Consider the following 14,623-nt stretch of genomic DNA (forward strand, 5'->3'; position numbering starts at 1 on the left):
GACTTCTAACCGGGAGAACCTCCAGCCATGAAACAGCGCCTTGCGCTTGCCGTCTCCGCCGCCGCCCTCGCCGCCAGCCCGCTGGCCGCGCAGGAAGTGCTGAACATCTATAACTGGTCCGACTACATCGCCGAGGACACGATCGAGAAGTTCACCGCCGAAACCGGTATCCAGGTGAATTACGACGTTTATGACGGCAACGAGGTGCTGGAAGCCAAGCTGCTGGCAGGCAACTCGGGCTACGACATCGTGGTCCCGACGTCCGATTTCTTCCAGCGCCAGATCGCTGCCGGGGTCTATCAGCCGCTCGACAAGTCGAAGCTGCCCAACCTCGTCAACATGGACGAGAACCTGATGGCCCAGGCCGCCGCCTATGACCCGGACAACGAGCACGGCGTCATCTACATGTGGGGCACCACCGGCCTTGGCTACAATGTCGGCAAGGTCGAGGAGGCGCTCGGCGCCGAGGCGCCGACCGACAGCTGGGCGCTGATCTTCGAGGAAGAGAACATCTCGAAATTGCAGAGCTGCGGCGTCACCATGCTCGACACGCCGACCGAGGCGCTGCCGGCGGCGTTGAACTACCTGGGCTATGATCCGAAATCCACCGACGAGGCGGAACTCCAGGAAGCCGCGGACCTGTGGATGACGGTGCGGCCCTACATCCGCTACTTCCACTCCTCGCAGTACATCAACGACCTTGCGAATGGCGATATCTGCGTGGCGGTCGGCTATTCGGGCGACGTGTTCATCGCGCAGGCCCGCGCCGAGGAATCCGGCAACGGCGTCGAGATCGGCTATTCGATCCCGAACGAGGGCGCGCTGCAGTGGTTCGACATCATGGCGATCCCGGTCGATGCGCAGAACCCCGACGCGGCGCACCAGTTCATCAACTTCGTGATGGACCCGCAGATCACCGCCGACATCACCAACTACGTCTGGTACGCCAACGCCAACAAGGCGTCGATGCCGCTGGTGGATCCCGAAGTGGCCAGCGATCCGGCGATCTTCCCGCCGGAAGAGGTGAAGGCGAACCTGTGGTCGGCGCAGACCTACGATGCGCGGACCGATCGCATCGTGACGCGGCTCTGGACGCAGATCACCACCGGTCAGTGACCGAATGCGGGCCGGCGGTTCACGCTGCCGGCCCGTTGCAGCGCAAGGGCAGAGCACATGGCCGAGCAGATCACCGCCGCGGATATCAAGCCTTGGCGCAGCGACACCACCGCACCATTCATCCGTATTTCCCACCTGACCAAGACGTTCGGCGACTTCACCGCCGTCGATGACGTCTCGCTCGACATCTGGAAGGGAGAGATCTTCTGCCTTCTGGGGGGGTCGGGCTGCGGGAAGTCGACGCTTCTGCGCATGCTTGCCGGTTTCGAGGTGCCCACCGCCGGCAAGATCGAGATCGACGGCCAGGACATGGCCGGGGTGCCGCCCAACGTGCGGCCCACCAACATGATGTTCCAGTCCTACGCGCTGTTCCCGCACATGACGGTCGAGAACAACGTCGCCTACGGCCTGCGGCGAGAGGGGCTGCCGCGCGACGAGGTGCGCGACAAGGTCGCCGCCATGCTGAAGATGGTCCAGCTCGAGAAGTTCGCCGCGCGCAGACCGCACCAGTTGTCCGGCGGTCAGCGGCAGCGCGTGGCGCTGGCCCGGTCGCTGGTCAAGAAGCCCAAGCTTCTTCTGCTGGACGAGCCGCTTGGCGCACTCGACAAGAAGCTGCGCGAGGAGACCCAGTTCGAGCTGATGAACATCCAGGACCGTCTGGGCATCACCTTCATCGTGGTGACCCACGACCAGGAAGAGGCGATGACGCTCGCGACGCGCATCGGCGTGATGGATGCCGGCCGCATCGTCCAGGTCGGCGAGCCGCGCCAGATATACGAACACCCGCACTCGCGCTTCGTCGCGGATTTCATCGGTACCGTGAACCTGTTCGAGGGCAAGGTCGAGATCGCCGCCCCCGACCGGATGCGGGTGCAGACCGATGTGGGGCCGATCCTCGTGAACCCCGTCGAAGGCCTCAGCGCCAGCCAGTCCGTCGCCGTGGCCGTCCGCCCGGAAAAGATCGTGCTCGACCGCGAGCCGGTGCCGGGCGAGAACACGCTGCAGGGAAAGGTGATGGATTACGCCTACATGGGCGACATCACCATCTACAAGCTGGGATTGCCGGGCGGCAAGACGATCAAGGTCAGCCAGGCAAACATGGGATACGACCGTAACCCGATCACCTGGGAAGAAGAGGTCTTCATAGGCTTTCCCGCCAGTGCCGGCGTGGTGCTGACCCGATGAGCCGGCGCTGGCTGGTCATAGCCCTGCCGATGCTGTGGCTCGGCGTCTTCTTCCTGCTGCCCTTTCTCGAGGTGGCGCGGATCAGCCTGCTTGATCCGGCGATCGCGCGACCACCCTACAGCGCGATGTTCGAGGCTGGCGTCTTCGCGGGCGATCTGGAGAATTACCTCTTCCTTCTCTCCGACAGCCTTTACGTCAACGCCTACCTGTCCTCTATCCGTATCGCCTTCATCTCGACCGTGCTGGCGCTGCTGGTGGGCTACCCGATGGCCTATGCCATCGCCCGCAGCCCCGAGCCGCGGCGCACCGTTCTGCTGTTCCTGGTGATCCTGCCCTTCTGGACCTCGTTCCTGTTGCGGGTCTATGCGTGGATCGGGCTTCTGAAGAACAACGGCCTGATCAACAACATGCTGATGTCGCTTGGCGTGATCGACGAGCCGCTGATCATGCTCCAGACCGATTTCGCGGTCTATGTCGGTATCGTCTACACCTATCTTCCGTTCATGATCCTGCCGCTTTACGCCAACCTCGTGAAGCTTGACGGGGCGCTGCTGGAGGCATCCTCGGATCTTGGCGCAAGCCCCGCGTCGACGTTCTTCCGGGTCACGTTGCCGCTGTCGCTGCCGGGCGTGCTGGCCGGGTCGATGCTGGTCTTCATCCCGGCGATCGGAGAATTCGTGATCCCTGCGCTGCTGGGAGGGCCGGACACGCTGATGATCGGAAGGGTGCTCTGGAACGAGTTCTTCTCGAACCGGGACTGGCCGATGGCCTCGGCCGTGGCCGTCGCCATGCTGCTTCTGATCGTGCTGCCGATCCTGTGGACACAGAAGCTTGTGGAGAGCCGGACATGAAGCGCCGGTCGCTCTTCCTGGTCATCAGCGCGACGCTGGGCTTCGTGTTCCTCTACGTCCCCATCGTCTCGCTGGTGGTCTACAGCTTCAACGAAAGCCAGCTGGTGACCGTCTGGGGCGGCTTTTCGACCAAATGGTACGGCGAGTTGCTGCGCGATCCGCAGATCCTTGGCGCGGCCTGGATCTCTTTGAAGATCGGGGTCGTGTCGGCAACGCTGGCCGTGGTGTTCGGCACGCTCGCGGCGCTGGTTCTCGTGCGGTTCGGCGCTTTCTGGGGCAAGCCCATCCTGCGGGGCATGACGGCCGCACCCCTCGTCATGCCCGAGGTCATCACCGGCCTGTCGCTTCTCCTGCTGTTCGTCAGCATGGAACAGGCCATCGGCTGGCCGGCGGGACGAGGGATGCTGACGGTCATCATCGCGCACACCACGTTCAGCCTGGCCTATGTGGCCGTCGTGGTCCAGTCGCGGCTGGTGGACATGGACCGCAGCATCGACGAGGCGGCGCTCGACCTGGGTGCGACCCCGGTGCGGGTGTTCTTCGACATCACGCTGCCGATCATCGCGCCGGCCCTGATCGCGGGCTGGCTGCTGGCCTTCACGATCAGCCTGGACGATCTGGTGGTGGCGAGCTTCACCTCCGGTCCCGGCGCCTCGACGCTGCCAATGGTGATCTTCTCCAAGGTGCGCCTCGGCGTCAGCCCGGACGTGAACGCGCTTGCAACGCTGATCATCGTGGTCGTGGCCGTCGGGGTCGGTATCGCCTGGGCGTTGATGCAGCGCGGGCAGCGCAAATAGGAGCCATCCCATGAGCCAGGGCGACCAGGCCTTCCGCAAGCACGATCCCAAGGGGCGTTGGGCCGAGATGACCTATGGCGGCGCGCTGAGTTTCCTGCGCCGCCCCTACAGCCGCGATCTGGCGAACGTCGATGTCGCGGTCTGGGGCGTGCCCTTCGACAGTGCGGTGACCTATCGCCCCGGTTGCCGGCTTGGGCCGCGGGCCATTCGCGCCGCATCGGTCCAGCTGGCAGAGCTGAAGGCGTTCCCCTTCGGCTTCGACCCGTTCGACCATCTGGCCGTGGTGGATTGGGGCGATGTGATGCTCGACCCGCACCACCCCGAGACCGTGGCGCCCATGATCGAGGCGCAGGCGGCCGGGATCATCGCATCGGGCGCGAAATCGCTTGCGCTGGGCGGCGATCATTTCATCGCCTGGCCGCTTCTGAAGGCGCATGCTGCGGCGCACGGCCCTCTGGCGCTTATCCAGTTCGATGCCCATGGCGATCTTTGGCCTGACGATCCCGACCGCATCGACCACGGCACCATGATGGGCCGCGCCATCGCCGAAGGGATCGTCGATCCTGCTGCCTCGACCCAGATCGGGATCCGCACCTACCACGATAGCGACATGGGGCTCGAGATCCTGTCCGCGCCCTGGATCCACCGCAACGGGGTCGAGGCGGCGCTGGACGTGGCCGTGGCACGGGCGGGCGCGCGCCCGGTCTATGTCTCCTTCGATATCGACGTGCTCGACCCGGCCTTCGCACCAGGCACCGGCACACCGGTTCCCGGCGGGCTTGCCAGCTGGCAGGCGCTTGAGATCCTGCGCGGGCTTGCATCGCTTGACCTGGTCGGGCTCGATGTCGTGGAAGTGTCGCCCCCCTTTGATGTGTCTGAAATTACGGCTATAGCTGGTGCTACCGTCGCTCATGACTGGCTGTGCCTTCTGGCCGAGCGCAAGGGCGCGGCCCGCCGTCCCGTGGGACGGCTGTAGACAAAGGCACTTTTGATATGACCTCCGAAGACTGGATTTCCCGAGTCCCCGCCGCGGTGCAGACCTGGCTGGGCGGACGCCGGGTGGAAGAAGTGGAATGCGTCGTCGCCGACATGGCCGGGATCAGCCGCGGCAAGGCGATGCCAAGCGCCAAGTTCGCCCGCGGCGACCGCATGTTCCTGCCGACCTCGATCTTCTACCAGACGATCGATGGCGACTATGTGGACATGAACATCACCCACCAGTGGACCGAAAGCGACATGGTGCTGACGCCGGATTTCACCGCCGCCACCTCGTCGCCCTGGGCCGACGACGTGACGATCCAGGTGATCCACGACATCGCCGACCTGCAGGGCCGACCCATGCCGCTTGCGCCGCGCAACGTGCTGAAGCGGGTGCTCGACCTTTATGCCGCCGAGGGCTGGCAGCCGGTGATCGCGCCCGAGATGGAGTTCTACCTTACCAAGCCCAACACCGACCCCGACCTGCCCATCGAGCCGCCCATAGGGCGCACCGGCCGGGTCGTTGCCTCGCGCCAGGCCTATTCGATGACGGCGGTGGACGAGTATGGCCCGGTGATCGACGACATCTACGAATTCGCCGACGCGCAGGGCTTCGAGCTGGACACCATCATCCAGGAAGGCGGCGCCGGGCAGATCGAGATCAACTTCCGCCATGGCGACCCGGTGCAGCTGGCCGACCAGGTGTTCTTCTTCAAGCGCACGATCCGCGAAGCGGCGCTGCGGCAGAACTGTTTCGCCACCTTCATGGCCAAGCCCATGCAGCACGAACCCGGATCGGCCATGCACATCCACCAGTCGGTGGTGGACAGCAAGACGGGCGACAACATCTTCTGCGCCGCCGACGGATCGGAAACGGCGCTGTTCCACGGATTTCTCGCCGGGCAGCAGGAATTCCTGCCCAACGTGATCCCGATGCTTGCCCCCTATGTGAATTCCTACCGGCGCTACGTCCCGCAGGGGTCCGCGCCGATCAACCTGGAATGGGGGCCGGACAACCGCACCACGGGCCTGCGCATCCCGATCAGCAGCCCGCAGGCGCGGCGGATCGAGAACCGTATCGTCGGCATGGATGCGAACCCCTACCTTGCCTTCGCCGCCTCCCTGGCGTGCGGGTATCTGGGCATGAAGCGTGGCATGACCCCGCGCTCGGCGGTCATCGGCGAGGCATATAATTACGACTACGCCCTGCCGCGCGGCCTGCTGGAGGCGGTGGACGCCTTCGAGGAGAACCCGGCCATAGCCGAGGTGATCGGGCCCGAGTTCTGCGCGGTCTATGCCGGGCTGAAGCGGCACGAGGCGGAAAGCTTCCTTGCCGTCATCAGCCCCTGGGAACGCGAGCATCTGCTTCTGAACGTATGACGGACCTGCTGCGCGAGAACGACCCGGACGGCGAGCATCCTGCCAGCTATTACCGCGCGACGGCTGCGCCGCTGCCGGACTGCCCGCCGCTGGATGGCGACCGATGCGCGGATGTCTGCATCATCGGGGCCGGCTACACCGGGCTTTCGGCGGCGCTGGAACTTGCGGGGCAGGGGCTGGATGTCGTCCTGCTCGAGGCCAACCGCGTCGGCTGGGGCGCCTCGGGCCGCAATGGCGGGCAACTCGGCTCTGGCCAGCGGCTCGGCCAGCGCCGGCTGGAGCGCATGGCGGGCGAAAGGATTGCCCGCCAGCTCTGGGACCTGGCCGAGGAGGCAAAGCAAACCGCGCGTGATCATATCGCCGCGCATGGCATCGCCTGCGACCTGAAGCCGGGCGTTCTGCATGCGGACCTGCATGCCCACGAGGTGCGCGACAGCCACGCGGATGCCGAGCATCTGCGCAAGGTCTATGGCTACGACCAGATCACGCCGCTGGACCGCGGCGGTATCGCGGCTGCGCTGGGAACCGACATCTATGCCGGCGGCGCGCTGGACATGGGGGCAGGGCATCTGCACCCGCTCAACTACGCGCTGGGCCTGGCCCGCGCCGCGATGGGCGGGGGCGTGACGGTCCACGAGAAGACGCGCGTACGCTCCGTCTCGGACAGCGCCCCGCACCGGGTCGTCACCGATCGTGGCACGGTCACGGCGGGCCATGTGCTTTTCGCCTGCAACGGCTATCACGGCGGGGTGGACCGGCACGGGGCCGCGCGCGTCATGCCCATCAACAATTTCATCATCGCGACCGAACCGCTGGGAGAGGCGCGCGCCCGTGCCCTGATCCGGGACGATGTGGCGGTGGCAGACTCGAAGTTCGTCGTGAACTACTATCGGCTCAGCGCCGATCACCGGCTGCTCTTCGGTGGGGGCGAGACCTATGGCTACCGCTTTCCCGCCGACATCGCGGGCCTGGTGCGGCCCAACATGCTGAAGGTCTATCCGCAATTGCAGGACGTGCGGATCGACCATGCCTGGGGCGGGACGCTGGGGATCACCACAAGCCGGATGCCGTATTTCGGGGCGACGGGTCACACGCGGCTGGCGGCCGGGGGCTTTTCCGGGCACGGGGTCGCGATGGCCACGCTGGCCGGGCGGCTGATGGGGCGCTACGTCCTGGGCGCGCGCGAGGGGTTCGAGACCTTCGCGCGGTTGCAGCCGCGCGGCTTCCCGGGCGGCGACCGGGCGCGCCATCCGCTGCTGGTGCTGGCGATGAGCTGGTACGCGCTGCGCGACCGGCTGGGGATATGACAAGGGGACATGCGATGCGCATCACCGACTGGGACGACGCCTATGCCAACCGGGACCATGTCCCCGACGCCGATGCGATCTTTGCCCGCTGGCCGGCCGAGGCGCAGGCCTTCCGCGACCGGCTTGGCGCCGACGGGCGGGCGCGGCTCGACCTGTCCTACGGCCCTGCGCCGCGCAACCGCTACGACCTGTTCCTGCCGGAGGCCGCGGCCGAGGGGCTTGTCGTCTGGGTGCATGGCGGCTACTGGCGGGCCTTCGACAAGAGCCTCTGGTCCCATTTCGCCGAAGGCATCGTTGCGGCGGGCTGGGCGGTCGCCATGCCCAGCTATTCCCTTGCACCGACTGCGCCGATCCCTGTCATCACGCGCGAGATCGCCGCGTCCATCGCCGCTGCCGCCCAGGAGGTGCCGGGCCCGATCCGCCTGACCGGCCATTCGGCGGGGGGGCATCTGGTGTCCCGCGTGGCCTGCACCGATACCACGCTGCCGGAGCAGGTGCTGGCGCGCGTTGCGCATATCCTTTCGGTCAGTGGCGTGCATGACCTGCGCCCGCTGTTGCGGCTGGCGATGAACGCGGATTTCAAGCTGGATGCCGCCACCGCGCATGCGGAAAGCCCCGCGCTTCTGACCCCGCGCGACGGCGTCCGCGTGACGGCCTGGGTCGGCGGCGACGAGCGGCCGGAATTCGTGCGGCAGACCACGCTGCTGGCAAATGTCTGGACCGGGATGGGCGCCGACATGGCGCAGGTCATCACGCCCCTTCGGCACCATTTCGATGTGATCGACGATTTCCGGGATCCGCGCTCGGCGCTGGTGCAGGCGCTTCTGGGCTGAGGCCCAGCGTCTCGGGGCGCGCCACTCTCGCGGGCCTTGGCCATGTCAGGCGGGCGATCGTCTCTGCCCGCACGCCGGCCAGGTCGAGTAGCGCCGTCCCCAGCCGCGTTGGCCCGGCATCCGCTGCGAAATCGATCGTGACAAGCCTGCCACGCGACAGCGCCGCCCGAAGCCGGGCCAGAAGCGGGGCCCAATCGTCGTCAGGGATCATGGACCGCGCGCTGATGGGCTTCGTCCCGTGATCCAGCTGGCGCTGGACGCTGCCGAGCCAGTCCTCGAAGGGGCGCTGATAGAAGACGAAGACGATTTCTGCGCCGTCATGCGCGAAAGCCTTCTCGAGTTGGGCCAGCCGCTGCTCGGCCGCGGGATAAAGCCCCCGCACGCCATGTCGGCCGGGCAGCGGGCCGAGCAGATCCTCGGAACTGACAAGCACGGCGGGCAGGTGGCGGCAGGACCGCGCAAGCCGTCGCGATTCCGCGGCGAAGCGGGCTGCAAGTGCCTCTGCCGAGGGGCGTCGCCTGCCCTTTCGCGCAAGGGCGGAAAGGCGGTCCAGCATCGGGTCGCGCGGGCCTATGACCGAAACTTCCGGCGAAAGGCGTGCGCGGTTTGCCGACAACAGGCGCTGTATCGTGGTGCTTCCCGTCTTGTGCGGCCCCAGGTGAATGACGATCCGCTGGGTAGGGGCCATGGGCAGCAGGCGCGCGCTCACTGCCCGAAGCAGGGCGCGCGACCATGCCTTCACGCCAGGCCCCGGGGGGCGAGTGTCGCCGCCGAGGTGACGCGGCGCGGTGGCGACCAGTCGATTCCTTCGATCGTGGCGTCCGGCACCCCCGCCAGGCGCAACAGGCCAAGCCCCATCCGGCCGGCTTCGCGGTCGGCGTCGAAGGACAGGACGCAGAGCCTTGTGCCGAACCGGTCCCGAAAGGCGCCGAGCAGCGGTTCCCAGTCGGCCGGAAACCCGAATCGGCGGCCAAGCCCCCCCGGCTTGCCGCCCTTGCCGATATCGCGGTGAAGGCTTTCCAGCCATTCGGCGAAGTCGCGTCGGTAGAAGACGATTTCCACGCGCGCCCCTTCGGATTCGAACGCATCGACGATCAGGGCAAGCTTGTCGGGCGCCACGGCATAAAGCCCATGCTCGTTGCGAAGCGTTGGGCGCGCACCCATCAGATCCTCGTGGGTGATCAGGGTCACGGGCAGATGACGGCAGCTTCGGGCAAGGCGCCGGGCGGCTTGAGTCATCGCGTCGGCGTTGCGCGCGAGTTGCCGGGGGCGATAGGTGTTCCGGGTAAGGATGGTCAGCAGGCGCAGTGGCGTGTCTCGGCGTGGAACGAGGTAGAGATACGGCGCAAGCAACCCTCGATTGCGTTGCAGCGTTGCCTGCATGGTCGTCGTGCCTGTCTTGTGGGGGCCGATATGCAGGATGACGCGCCGGCCCGCCACGGCGGGGGCAAGGAAGGCGCGCATCTTGCGGTACTGGTACAGGAGCCACATCGCGCTCCTCAGCCGTCGGGATGCCCTTGCCATGCCTGCCCCTGTTGTCCCGCACTTACTGCCGTGCCTGACGGGTTGCGGTCAAGACGGGTGTCGCGGCCTTGAGCATCCCGGCCAGAAGCGACGTTAACAAACAATCCAGTAAGGATTGTCGGCACTTTGGTACTTGTTTCTGCTCGAAACTGTCATAGATATGCCACAGTCGCGATCCGGGAGAGATGGCCGCGGCGGCGGTATCCGATCCGCGGCGGCGGCAGAGGATTGCAATAGACGCATGACAGACTTGCGGGAAATGGTATACCCACAGGTCAAAAAAACGTCATATTGCGCCGCAAACGACATGCAGTGACACTCAAAGGAAGCGTGATGTTCGATTACGTTGACTCGACCGCTTTTTCCAATGACCAGGGCCGCCGCGCCCAGAAGCTGTTTGCCGCCGTTGTGCTGGCCGCTCTGGATGATGCGATTGCGGACGACAAGAAGTATGGCAACGGCCAGGAAGTGATTGCCCGCTGGGCGCGGTCGCGCGATGGCCGCGAAGTCTTGAGCTGTGCCGGTATCGACCCGAACGAGCGTGCGGTGCAGGGCCTGATGGCGTTCGTCGCCAAGGGCGTGCGCACCTCGGTCGCCCTCAGCCGCGAGGAAAGCGAGCGTCGCGCCGCCGCCTGAGCGCGTACCTCCCGGTCCGAGAACGAAAGGCCCCGGCCATTGGCCGGGGCTTTCTCGTTTCGGGGGACGAAAGCTCTGCACTGGACGCAAGGCGCTTCAGCGGACATGCTGCAGGCCGGATTGCGAAACGCGGCCCGTAGCCGGGCAGCGGGGAGGTTTGCGATGAAGGCGACGGTGATCGGACTTGGGCATATGGGCTGGGGCGCCGCGGTGTCCCTGCTGCGCGCCGGGATCGAGACGACGGGCTGCGATCTGGTCGAGGAAACACTGGAGCGGTTTCGCGACCGGGGCGGCAACGCCTTCCCGACACCGGCCGAGGCGGTGCCGGGATCCAAGGTCGTGCTCGTCTTCGTGCTGAACGCGCAGCAGGCCAAGAGCGTGCTTTTCGGAAGCCGGGGTGCGGTCTCGGCGGCGGATCTGGGGACGGTCTTTCTGCTCAACGCCACCATGTCGCCGGCCGAGGTGGAAACGATTGCGGCCGATCTGACCGCTGCCGGGATGGCCGTGATCGATGCCCCTGTCACCGGGGGTGCCGCCCGTGCCGAAAGCGGGGAGTTGACGGTGCTCGCCTCCGGGCCGGATGCAGCCTTCGACAAGGCGGCGCCCGCGCTCGATGCCATTGCCGCGCGGATCTTCCGTCTGGGCAGCAAGCCCGGAACCGCGGCACGCATGAAGATGGTGAACCAGCTTCTGGCCGGGGCCCATGTCGCCGCCATGGCCGAGGCGCTGGTGCTTGCGATGCGCGAGGGGCTGGAGCCCGCGCAGGTGATCGAGGTGATCGGCGAAAGTTCCGGTGCGTCCGAGATGTTCCGCAGCCGCGCGCCGCAGGTCGCCGAGGGAGATTACACGCCAATCACGCCGGTGGACGTACTGGCCAAGGACCTGGGCATTGCGAAAGAGGCGGCGGGCTATGAGATGCCCCTGACCGAGGCCGCCCTCGCCCTGTTGTCCGAGGCGCAGGACGCCGGCTTCGGTTCGATGGCCGATGCCGCCGTGGCCCGGATCATCGCTCGGCGCGCCGGCGTTACGCTGCCGGGCGAAAGTCGGGATACCGACGGCTGACGGGGCTCAGCCCTTGGCCGGATCGACGTAGCGCCCGCCATGGGCGGCCGACCAGTCGAGCGGGGCATGCAGGAATTCCTCGACCTGCGATATGGTCGCCGCATCGAACAACCTGTCCTCGCGGGCGGCGGCAAGCACGTCCCACCAGGTCGCAAGATAATGCAGATGCAGCCCGTTCTCGGCCAGCGTGTCCATCCCGCCCTTGAAAATGTCGTAGTAGAAAACGACGCAACTATGCGCGCAGGTCGCCCCGGTGGCACGGATCGCCTCGGCGAAGCGAAGCTTCGAGCCGCCATCGGTGGCCAGGTCCTCGACCAGCAGCACCCGCTGGCCCTCGGCGATCACGCCCTCGATCTGGGCATTGCGCCCGAAGCCCTTGGGCTTCTTGCGGACATACTGCATCGGCAGGCCCATGCGGTCCGCGATCCAGGCCGCAAAGGGAATGCCCGCCGTCTCGCCGCCGGCCACGGCGTCGAACTGCTCGAAGCCGGCGTTCCGGTTCAGCGTGGCCACGAGGAAATCCATCAGGGCCGAGCGGATCCTGGGATAGGAGATCAGCTTGCGGCAGTCGATATAGACCGGGCTCGCCAGCCCCGACGTGAAGATATAGGGCTCCTCGGGGCGGAAATGGACGGCCTGCACTTCCCACAGCATCCGGGCGGTGAGCTTTGCCATTTCGGCGCGATCTGGAAAGGTGTTGGCGTACATCTGGGTCCCCTCTGAGCTTGGCCTCTGTTAAGGTCGCCGGGCCCGGTTCCGCAAGGCCAAGTTTGCGCCTGCGCCGTGATCAGGCGCGGCGAAAGGCATCCAGCCAGCCCAGCCCCTGCTCGACGCCGGCGGATGGCCGGTACTCGGCCCCGAAGGCGCCGCGATAGCCGGCCTGGCGAAACGCCTTCAGCAACCAGGGATAGGCCACCTCTCCGCGGTCCGGCTCGCCACGGTCGGGCACGCCTGCGAACTGGACGTGACCGATCATCGCCGCATGGCGGATGAACCGCCGCAGCAGATCGCCGCCGCCGCGCTGCATGTGGTAGCAGTCGAACATGATGCGCAGCGCGTCATCGCCGAGTTCCCCGACAAGGGTCGCGGCGTCTTCCAGCCGGTGAAGGTGATAGCCCGGAACGTCTATCCGGTTGATCGGCTCGATCAGGATGCGGATGTCGTGCGGTTTGGCCAGCTTGCAGGCGTGGCACAGGTTGTCGCGAAAGACCCGGTCCGCGTCGCCGATGTCGGGCGTCCTGCCGGCCATCACATGCACCATGCCGCAGCCGATCGCGGCGGCATACTCCATCGCCTCGTCCATCGCCGCCTGCGCCTCTGCCGCGCGCCCGGGCAGTGCGGCCAGCCCGAACTCGCCCGCAGCCGGATCGCCGGGGCGGGTGTTCAGGCTCAGCATCGGCAGCCCGGTGTCGCGCAGGGCGGCGCGAAGATCGGCAATGTCGGTGTCGTAGGGGAAATGGCACTCGACCGCGTCAAACCCCGCCCGTTTCGCGGCGACAACCCGCTCGGGCAGCCGAAGGTCGGTCCACAGGAAGCCGAGATTGGCCGAGAACGACAAGCGTTCCCCGGTCATGGCCGCGATGTCAGGATTTCGGCTCCGTGCAGAAGATCCCGTGCAGCGTGCGCAGGATCTGCTCGGTTCGCGGATCCTCCAGCCTGTAATACACGGTCTTTCCGTCGCGGCGCGAGGAAACGATGCCCTGAAGACGCAGGCGGGACAGCTGCTGCGATACCGCGGCCTGCCGCATCCCCAGTTCCTGCTCGATATCCGATACGGTCCGTTCCCCCGGCAGCAGCGAACACAGGATAAGGAGGCGCGTCTCCTGCGCGATTGCCTTCAACAGGTCGCAGGCGATGACTGAATTTTCCTTCATGTCGTCGAGGACAGTGCATCTGTAGTGCTGCGATTGCCGGGAAATCACCAAATCCACTCCGGGTTGAAAATATCTTTTGTCTTACTCCCTCCAATCTATGTCCTGCGCGACCGGAATTCCAGAGTTCTCGTCGAGTCATTCAAGAATCGACCTGATCTCGCCAATATTCGGCATTGCTTCGGCGGCGCCGGGTCGCGTGACCGAAACGGCCGCGGTCGCGCAGCCGAAACGGACGGCCTCGACCGGGTCGGCGCCATTGGCCAGGGCGGTGGCGAAGCCGCCGTTGAAGGCATCGCCCGCCCCGGTGGTATCGACGACCGCACCCGCGTCGAACGCGGGAACATGGACGCTGCGCAGCCCGTCATCATAAAGCGCGCCCTTTTCCCCCAGCGTGACGATGGCCGCCCGCGCCCCCATCTCGCGCAGCCTGCGTGCGGCGCGCGCGGCGTCCTGGGTCGTGCGCACGGGCATTCCGGTCAGCGCCTCAGCCTCGCTTTCGTTCGGGGTGACGAAGTCGCAGAGCGCGAGCATCCCATCGGGCAGGGGGGCCGCAGGCGCCGGGTTGAGGATCGTCCGCGCGCCACTCTCCCGCGCAAGGCGCAGGCCACGCATCGCCGCGTCCATCGGCTGCTCCAGCTGGGTCACGAACACCGCGGCACCGCCGATGAGCGTGGCCTGCGCGTCCAGATCGGCAGGCACGATCTGCCCGGCAGCGCCCGGATAGACGATGATTGCGTTGTCGCCCGTCTTCTCGTCGAGAAAGATGCAGGCGGCGCCCGTGGTGCTGCGCGGCGCGCGGATCGCGTGGGCGGTGACGCCCGCATCTTCCCAGGTGCGCAGCGCCATGTCGCCAAAGGCGTCGGGCCCGATGCGCGTGATGAAATGCACCTCGCCCCCGGCGCGCGCCGCCGCCACTGCCTGGTTCGATCCCTTGCCGCCCGGGCCGAGGGCGAAGCCGCTGCCGAGGATCGTCTCTCCCATGCGCGGCTGACGGGCGGCGCGGAACGCCGTGTCCGCGACGAAGATGCCGAGAATGACGATGGATCCGGTCCGGGCCCTGTCCTGCATTGTCCTGCCTCC

At 66.6% G+C, this 14,623-nt stretch carries 16 protein-coding genes; 10 read left to right on the forward strand and 6 right to left on the reverse strand.

Annotation, left to right across the window (positions count from 1 at the left end):
• The first annotated feature begins 27 nt into the window (after window positions 1-27).
• Genes HMH01_RS05270 through HMH01_RS05305 form a run of 8 tightly spaced genes read left to right on the forward strand, consistent with a single transcriptional unit; the run spans window position 28 to window position 8,447 of the window.
• Window positions 28-1,116 (forward strand): polyamine ABC transporter substrate-binding protein, encoded by a 1,089-nt coding sequence (locus HMH01_RS05270; RefSeq protein ID WP_171323158.1) that lies wholly within the window; start codon window positions 28-30, stop codon window positions 1,114-1,116.
• 57 nt (window positions 1,117-1,173) lie between these two features.
• Entirely contained in the window at window positions 1,174-2,301 is a 1,128-nt protein-coding gene (locus HMH01_RS05275) for an ABC transporter ATP-binding protein (protein ID WP_171323160.1), read from the forward strand.
• Window positions 2,298-3,152 (forward strand): ABC transporter permease subunit, encoded by an 855-nt coding sequence (locus HMH01_RS05280; protein WP_171323162.1) that lies wholly within the window; start codon window positions 2,298-2,300, stop codon window positions 3,150-3,152. Before HMH01_RS05275 ends, HMH01_RS05280 begins: the two co-directional genes overlap by 4 nt.
• Window positions 3,149-3,949, forward strand: a complete 801-nt coding sequence (locus HMH01_RS05285; RefSeq protein WP_171323164.1) for an ABC transporter permease subunit — start codon at window positions 3,149-3,151, stop codon at window positions 3,947-3,949. The genes HMH01_RS05280 and HMH01_RS05285 overlap by 4 nt, the downstream gene beginning before the upstream one ends.
• A 10-nt stretch (window positions 3,950-3,959) precedes the next feature.
• The gene (speB, locus tag HMH01_RS05290; protein WP_171323166.1) at window positions 3,960-4,925 is read left to right on the forward strand and encodes an agmatinase; all 966 of its coding nucleotides are present in this window, start codon (window positions 3,960-3,962) and stop codon (window positions 4,923-4,925) included.
• Between the two features lie 17 nt (window positions 4,926-4,942).
• Window positions 4,943-6,307, forward strand: coding sequence for a glutamine synthetase family protein (locus HMH01_RS05295; protein ID WP_171323168.1), 1,365 nt, complete (start codon window positions 4,943-4,945; stop codon window positions 6,305-6,307).
• Window positions 6,304-7,614, forward strand: coding sequence for an NAD(P)/FAD-dependent oxidoreductase (locus tag HMH01_RS05300; protein WP_171323170.1), 1,311 nt, complete (start codon window positions 6,304-6,306; stop codon window positions 7,612-7,614). The genes HMH01_RS05295 and HMH01_RS05300 overlap by 4 nt, the downstream gene beginning before the upstream one ends.
• A 14-nt stretch (window positions 7,615-7,628) precedes the next feature.
• Entirely contained in the window at window positions 7,629-8,447 is an 819-nt protein-coding gene (locus HMH01_RS05305; RefSeq protein ID WP_171323172.1) for an alpha/beta hydrolase, read from the forward strand.
• Here HMH01_RS05305 and HMH01_RS05310 read toward each other — a convergent pair.
• Window positions 8,365-9,156 carry a hypothetical protein gene (locus HMH01_RS05310; RefSeq protein WP_171323174.1) on the reverse strand — a complete coding sequence of 264 codons (792 nt, stop codon included), beginning with the start codon at window positions 9,154-9,156 and terminating at the stop codon, window positions 8,365-8,367. The two genes, HMH01_RS05305 and HMH01_RS05310, sit on opposite strands and share 83 nt — an antisense overlap.
• Window positions 9,157-9,185: 29 nt before the next feature.
• Entirely contained in the window at window positions 9,186-9,971 is a 786-nt protein-coding gene (locus HMH01_RS05315; RefSeq protein WP_171323176.1) for a hypothetical protein, read from the reverse strand.
• A gap of 333 nt (window positions 9,972-10,304) precedes the next feature.
• Between HMH01_RS05315 and HMH01_RS05320 the strand changes: the two genes are divergently transcribed.
• Both HMH01_RS05320 and HMH01_RS05325 read left to right on the forward strand, forming a co-directional pair.
• Window positions 10,305-10,607, forward strand: coding sequence for a DUF6280 family protein (locus tag HMH01_RS05320; protein WP_171323178.1), 303 nt, complete (start codon window positions 10,305-10,307; stop codon window positions 10,605-10,607).
• Between the two features lie 162 nt (window positions 10,608-10,769).
• Window positions 10,770-11,669, forward strand: coding sequence for an NAD(P)-dependent oxidoreductase (locus HMH01_RS05325; protein ID WP_171323179.1), 900 nt, complete (start codon window positions 10,770-10,772; stop codon window positions 11,667-11,669).
• 6 nt (window positions 11,670-11,675) lie between these two features.
• Here the strand turns inward: HMH01_RS05325 and HMH01_RS05330 are convergent, their stop codons facing one another.
• The 4 genes from HMH01_RS05330 to rbsK all read right to left on the reverse strand — a co-directional run bounded on the left by HMH01_RS05330 (window position 11,676) and on the right by rbsK (window position 14,611).
• A complete protein-coding gene (locus tag HMH01_RS05330; RefSeq protein ID WP_171323181.1) occupies window positions 11,676-12,377 on the reverse strand; it encodes an orotate phosphoribosyltransferase in 702 nt (233 codons plus the stop codon).
• 79 nt (window positions 12,378-12,456) lie between these two features.
• Window positions 12,457-13,242 (reverse strand): hydroxypyruvate isomerase family protein, encoded by a 786-nt coding sequence (locus HMH01_RS05335; protein WP_171323183.1) that lies wholly within the window; start codon window positions 13,240-13,242, stop codon window positions 12,457-12,459.
• A gap of 10 nt (window positions 13,243-13,252) precedes the next feature.
• Window positions 13,253-13,543 (reverse strand): ArsR/SmtB family transcription factor, encoded by a 291-nt coding sequence (locus tag HMH01_RS05340; protein ID WP_171323185.1) that lies wholly within the window; start codon window positions 13,541-13,543, stop codon window positions 13,253-13,255.
• Window positions 13,544-13,678: 135 nt separating this feature from the next.
• On the reverse strand, window positions 13,679-14,611 hold the full coding sequence (rbsK, locus tag HMH01_RS05345) for a ribokinase (RefSeq protein WP_171323187.1): 933 nt from the start codon (window positions 14,609-14,611) through the stop codon (window positions 13,679-13,681).
• Window positions 14,612-14,623: the final 12 nt, after the last annotated feature.

The organism is Halovulum dunhuangense (genome assembly GCF_013093415.1).
In the GTDB taxonomy this organism is placed as follows: Bacteria; Pseudomonadota; Alphaproteobacteria; order Rhodobacterales; family Rhodobacteraceae; genus Halovulum; species Halovulum dunhuangense.

Excerpts from the sequence above, each read along its gene's own strand:
- HMH01_RS05270 (WP_171323158.1), top strand. The coding sequence starts at position 28 with ATGAAACAGCGCCTTGCGCTTGCCGTCTCCGCCGCCGCCCTCGCCGCC.
- HMH01_RS05275 (WP_171323160.1), top strand. The coding sequence starts at position 1,174 with ATGGCCGAGCAGATCACCGCCGCGGATATCAAGCCTTGGCGCAGCGAC.
- HMH01_RS05280 (WP_171323162.1), top strand. The coding sequence starts at position 2,298 with ATGAGCCGGCGCTGGCTGGTCATAGCCCTGCCGATGCTGTGGCTCGGC.
- HMH01_RS05285 (WP_171323164.1), top strand. The coding sequence starts at position 3,149 with ATGAAGCGCCGGTCGCTCTTCCTGGTCATCAGCGCGACGCTGGGCTTC.
- speB (WP_171323166.1), top strand. The coding sequence starts at position 3,960 with ATGAGCCAGGGCGACCAGGCCTTCCGCAAGCACGATCCCAAGGGGCGT.
- HMH01_RS05295 (WP_171323168.1), top strand. The coding sequence starts at position 4,943 with ATGACCTCCGAAGACTGGATTTCCCGAGTCCCCGCCGCGGTGCAGACC.
- HMH01_RS05300 (WP_171323170.1), top strand. The coding sequence starts at position 6,304 with ATGACGGACCTGCTGCGCGAGAACGACCCGGACGGCGAGCATCCTGCC.
- HMH01_RS05305 (WP_171323172.1), top strand. The coding sequence starts at position 7,629 with ATGCGCATCACCGACTGGGACGACGCCTATGCCAACCGGGACCATGTC.
- HMH01_RS05315 (WP_171323176.1), bottom strand. The coding sequence starts at position 9,971 with ATGGCAAGGGCATCCCGACGGCTGAGGAGCGCGATGTGGCTCCTGTAC.
- HMH01_RS05320 (WP_171323178.1), top strand. The coding sequence starts at position 10,305 with ATGTTCGATTACGTTGACTCGACCGCTTTTTCCAATGACCAGGGCCGC.
- HMH01_RS05325 (WP_171323179.1), top strand. The coding sequence starts at position 10,770 with ATGAAGGCGACGGTGATCGGACTTGGGCATATGGGCTGGGGCGCCGCG.
- HMH01_RS05330 (WP_171323181.1), bottom strand. The coding sequence starts at position 12,377 with ATGTACGCCAACACCTTTCCAGATCGCGCCGAAATGGCAAAGCTCACC.
- HMH01_RS05335 (WP_171323183.1), bottom strand. The coding sequence starts at position 13,242 with ATGACCGGGGAACGCTTGTCGTTCTCGGCCAATCTCGGCTTCCTGTGG.
- HMH01_RS05340 (WP_171323185.1), bottom strand. The coding sequence starts at position 13,543 with ATGAAGGAAAATTCAGTCATCGCCTGCGACCTGTTGAAGGCAATCGCG.
- rbsK (WP_171323187.1), bottom strand. The coding sequence starts at position 14,611 with ATGCAGGACAGGGCCCGGACCGGATCCATCGTCATTCTCGGCATCTTC.